Consider the following 3,925-nt stretch of genomic DNA (forward strand, 5'->3'; position numbering starts at 1 on the left):
TACGTTCACGAGTTTAGGAGCTTAATAAAGTCATCAAAAAAGAATTCGGTATCCATCGGGCCTCCGTGGCACTCGGGATGGAACTGGACCGCGAAGTACCTCCCGGACACGTGGATGATACCTTCGTTGGAGCCATCGTTGAGGTTCTCAAAGTAGGGACGCCAGCCTGCTGGCAGTGTGTCGCTGTCCACGGCAAACCCGTGATTTTGGCTGGTGATAAAGCACTTATCAGTGCCACAGAGACGTACCGGCTGATTGGCTGAGCGGTGACCGAACTTCATCTTCTTCACCTTGGCACCGATGGCAAGTGCCATGATCTGATTGCCCATGCAGATCCCCGCTATAGGCTTTTCACCGCTCTCAATGACCTGTCTTACATGGTCAATGAGGGCGGTGCACTGCATCGGATTACCCGGACCGTTACTGATGAAGAGACCATCATAATCCATCCCGGTGAAGTCATAGTCCCAAGGAACGATCGTAAGGTCGACATCCCGGTCGAGGAGCATCCGGACGATATTCTCTTTAGCGCCACAGTCCACGAGGACCACTCGCTTGGCACCACTCTTGGATAAATGTATCACCTCGGGAGTGGAGACCTCAGCGACAAGATTGACTTCATCGGTCTGGAAGAAGTCTATATCCTGATCATCCACCACCAGCTTACCGATGAGCGGACCATGGTCACGGATCTCCTTGGTGAGCTCCCGCGTGTCGACACCGGCGAGACCGACCACGCCATGGCGCTCGAGAGCATCCGAGAGGGACTCTGCGGCATTCCAGTGCGAGTAGTCATCAGTGTAGTCGTGGACTATGAGAGCCAGCGGATGTAGCTCACTACTCTCGAGGTAGAGGGACAGATGAGTGGCAGGATCTACATCCTCCGGAGGGAATCCGTAATTGCCGATGATCGGGTATGTGCAGACAAGCATCTGACCCATATACGAGGGATCCGTCAGGGCCTCGGGGTAGCCGGTCATGCTGGTATTGAAGACAACCTCTCCGCTGACACTCTTATCAGTGGCACCGAAGAGAGTCCCCTCGTAGCAGGTCCCGTCCTGTAAGATGAGCTTACCTTTCTTTTTCATGGTCGCTATATGGTTTCGTGTATCTCTTATCTTCTGTAGTCCTCTTCGTAATAGTCGATGAAGGCTTGATTAACTAAGCGCATACCACCCGGCGTCGGGTAGTCTCCGGTAAAGTACCAGTCCCCGGGATTGTCGGGAATCGCCTTATGGAGCCCCTCGATACTCTGGAATACTATGTCGATCGGACAAATGACCTCAGCAGGTCGCATCAGCTTGATCATCTGCTGATTAAGCTCCTCGACAGTGAAGGGCTCATAGATCTCCTTGACAAAGTTAGTCCGTCGCACCTCCTCGCTCCCCATGAGGGACTTGATCCTCTCATAGAGCTCGCTGATTCGATTCTCCATCCCCCGCTCCTCATGGAGTGCAATAGCCGCACGGAAGGCGACAAACTCCTCCATCCTGCTCATAGCGATACCATACCAGTCCGGGTAACGTATCTGAGGAGCAGAGCTGACGATCACCATCTTGCGCGGACCGAGTCGATTGAGGATCCGGATGACACTCTCCTTGAGAGTCGTCCCGCGAACGATGCTGTCATCGATCACGACGAGATTGTCCTCTCCACGGCGGATCGAGCCGTAGGTAACGTCGTAGACGTGGGCAGCCAGCTCATTACGTGATGCCCCCTCGGTGATGAAGGTCCGCATCTTGATATCCTTGATCGCCACCTTCTCCGAGCGGATGCGCTTCCGAAGGATATCGCGGATCCTCTCCGAGTTCCTATTCTCCGGCATCTCCAGCAGCTCCTGTTTCCGTCGGTCGAGGTAGTCCTCGAGTCCCTGAAGCATCCCTTGGTAAGCCACCTCAGCCGTATTGGGGATAAAGGAGAAGACGGTATTGTCCAGGTCGTAATCCACCTTCTCGAGGATCTCCGGGACCACATAACTACCGAGAGCCTTTCGCTCATGGTATATGTCTATGTCACTCCCGCGGGAGAAGTAGATCCGCTCAAAGGAGCACGCCCTATTCTCCTGCGGCTCGATCACCTGCTCCAGATGGACATTCTCACCACTACGATCTATCGCAATGGCCTGTCCTCTCTCGAGCTGATGCACCTTGTCGAAGGTGAGATTGAGCGTTGTCTGGATCACAGGCCGCTCGGAGGCAACTACGAAAATCTCATCGTCATAGTAGTAATAGGCGGGACGGATGCCCCAGGGGTCGCGCACCGCATACATCTCGCCACTACCGGTCATACCGCAGAGGACATAGCCTCCGTCAAACATTGGTCCGCACTCTCTCAGAGGCTGCAGCGCATCGATATGATCCTCTATATCCTCCGTGATGTCCATCCCCTGGAGCCCCTTTGCCACGCTGTCTGCATAGCGGCGCTCCACCTCACGGTCGAGTCTATGACCGAGGAGCTCCATGAGCACGCGTGTGTCGGAGGTATCTCGAGGATGCTGTCCGCGAGCAGTAATGTACTTGAATATATCCTTAACTGTGGTGAGGTTAAAGTTCCCACACATGGCGAGTGTCTTAGCCCGCCAGTTATTACGCCTCAGCGCCGGCTGGAGGTACTGCATGCCCGACTTCCCGGTCGTGGAGTAGCGCAGATGCCCCATGTAACACTCCCCGATGTAGGGAGCCGACTCGACGTAGAAGCGGTCGTTCGCCTCCTCGTCGGCGATTGCCTCGTCGATGGAGTGATGTATGGTATTGAAGATCTCAGAGATAGCTCCCGACCCGAGAGCCCGCTCCCTGTAGAGGTACTCCGTACCCACGGGAGCCTGAAGCTTGACGCATGCGACGCCTGCACCATCCTGTCCACGATTGTGCTGCTTCTCCATCATCAGGTAGAGCTTATTGAGACCATAGCGTCTGGTGCCGTACTTCTCCCAATAATACTCGAGAGGCTTACGGAGTCGGATAAGTACCACTCCACACTCGTGCTTTAGTTGCTCCATACCTATATAATGTGAGGCGCGTTATTGTTTTAGACTACTGATTGTGCTGCAAAGGTAGAGAAAATAATGCCACTTTGCTCTCCTCACACGAGGCTGACGGATTTGAAAGTTGTCTATCATCAGCCCGACTGCATCCGCAAGGATGCTCGTTCCCTATACATCGGTCTTCGACACTTCGTGGCTCGACCGGCGCCTAAGAATTAAGACATCTTAGAATTAATCCGAGACCTCGCCCCCTTGCGGGCGCACTGAGGGTTAGGGAGCAGGGATCCGCGGCACTGGGGAGTATCGTACCAGGCTGGATAGAGTTCGGTGAATTCTAAACCCGGTATTAGTGATCACTAAACCCGGTAATAGTGATCACTAATACCGGGTTTAGTTTGGGGGTGCAGGGCTGATGCGCTTGAGCCTTACAGTAAACTATCTGATGTCCGTCAGAGAGGCTGATGCTCAGGCAAGCGGATGGGTGGTCTTTCTTATCACTCATCTCCGATGTGGCGGCGACCCGCAAGGGGTCGGGACACGAAATAAACTCTCATACATCGGTCTTCGCCACTTCGTGACTCGACCGATGCCTATGGATCGGGCATCCTTGCGGATGCAGTTACGCTGCTGACGGACGAGTCCCAAACGCGTGAGCCTTGACTTGCAAGCTCAACATATCGGATGAAGATTAAAAAATAGGTAATTTTGTGCCGATATGAGACTACGTACCTATATAATAGCCGGAGTAGCCCTCCTCGTTTCTGCAGTCTGCTCTGCGCAGATTGCCACACCGGGCTCAAGCCCTATAGGGCTGGGGGGTGAGGTAAAGATGCGGAGTATGCTCCACCTGCCTGTTTCTCGGCTTGGCACATTTGACAGAGACTCTGCTCTGCTTGCGATGGAGGCAGCGGACAAGGAGTCTCTCAGGCTCTACCTCTTTGC

Annotated in this window: 2 protein-coding genes and 1 pseudogene; 1 reads left to right on the top strand and 2 read right to left on the bottom strand. The window is 54.1% G+C overall.

Annotated elements, in window-relative coordinates; all coding sequences use genetic code 11:
• Positions 1-5: 5 nt before the first annotated feature.
• Both carA and Q0F21_RS06150 read right to left on the bottom strand, forming a co-directional pair.
• Positions 6-1,088, bottom strand: coding sequence for a glutamine-hydrolyzing carbamoyl-phosphate synthase small subunit (carA, locus tag Q0F21_RS06145; protein ID WP_297238341.1), 1,083 nt, complete (start codon positions 1,086-1,088; stop codon positions 6-8).
• Between the two features lie 26 nt (positions 1,089-1,114).
• On the bottom strand, positions 1,115-2,998 hold the full coding sequence (locus Q0F21_RS06150) for an amidophosphoribosyltransferase (RefSeq protein ID WP_297238343.1): 1,884 nt from the start codon (positions 2,996-2,998) through the stop codon (positions 1,115-1,117).
• A 700-nt stretch (positions 2,999-3,698) separates the two neighbouring features.
• Between Q0F21_RS06150 and Q0F21_RS06155 the strand changes: the two are divergent.
• Positions 3,699-3,925: pseudogene (locus Q0F21_RS06155) on the top strand (serine protease); the annotation flags it as partial.

This window comes from uncultured Porphyromonas sp. (assembly GCF_934359325.1).
Classification (GTDB): Bacteria; Bacteroidota; Bacteroidia; order Bacteroidales; family Porphyromonadaceae; genus Porphyromonas_A.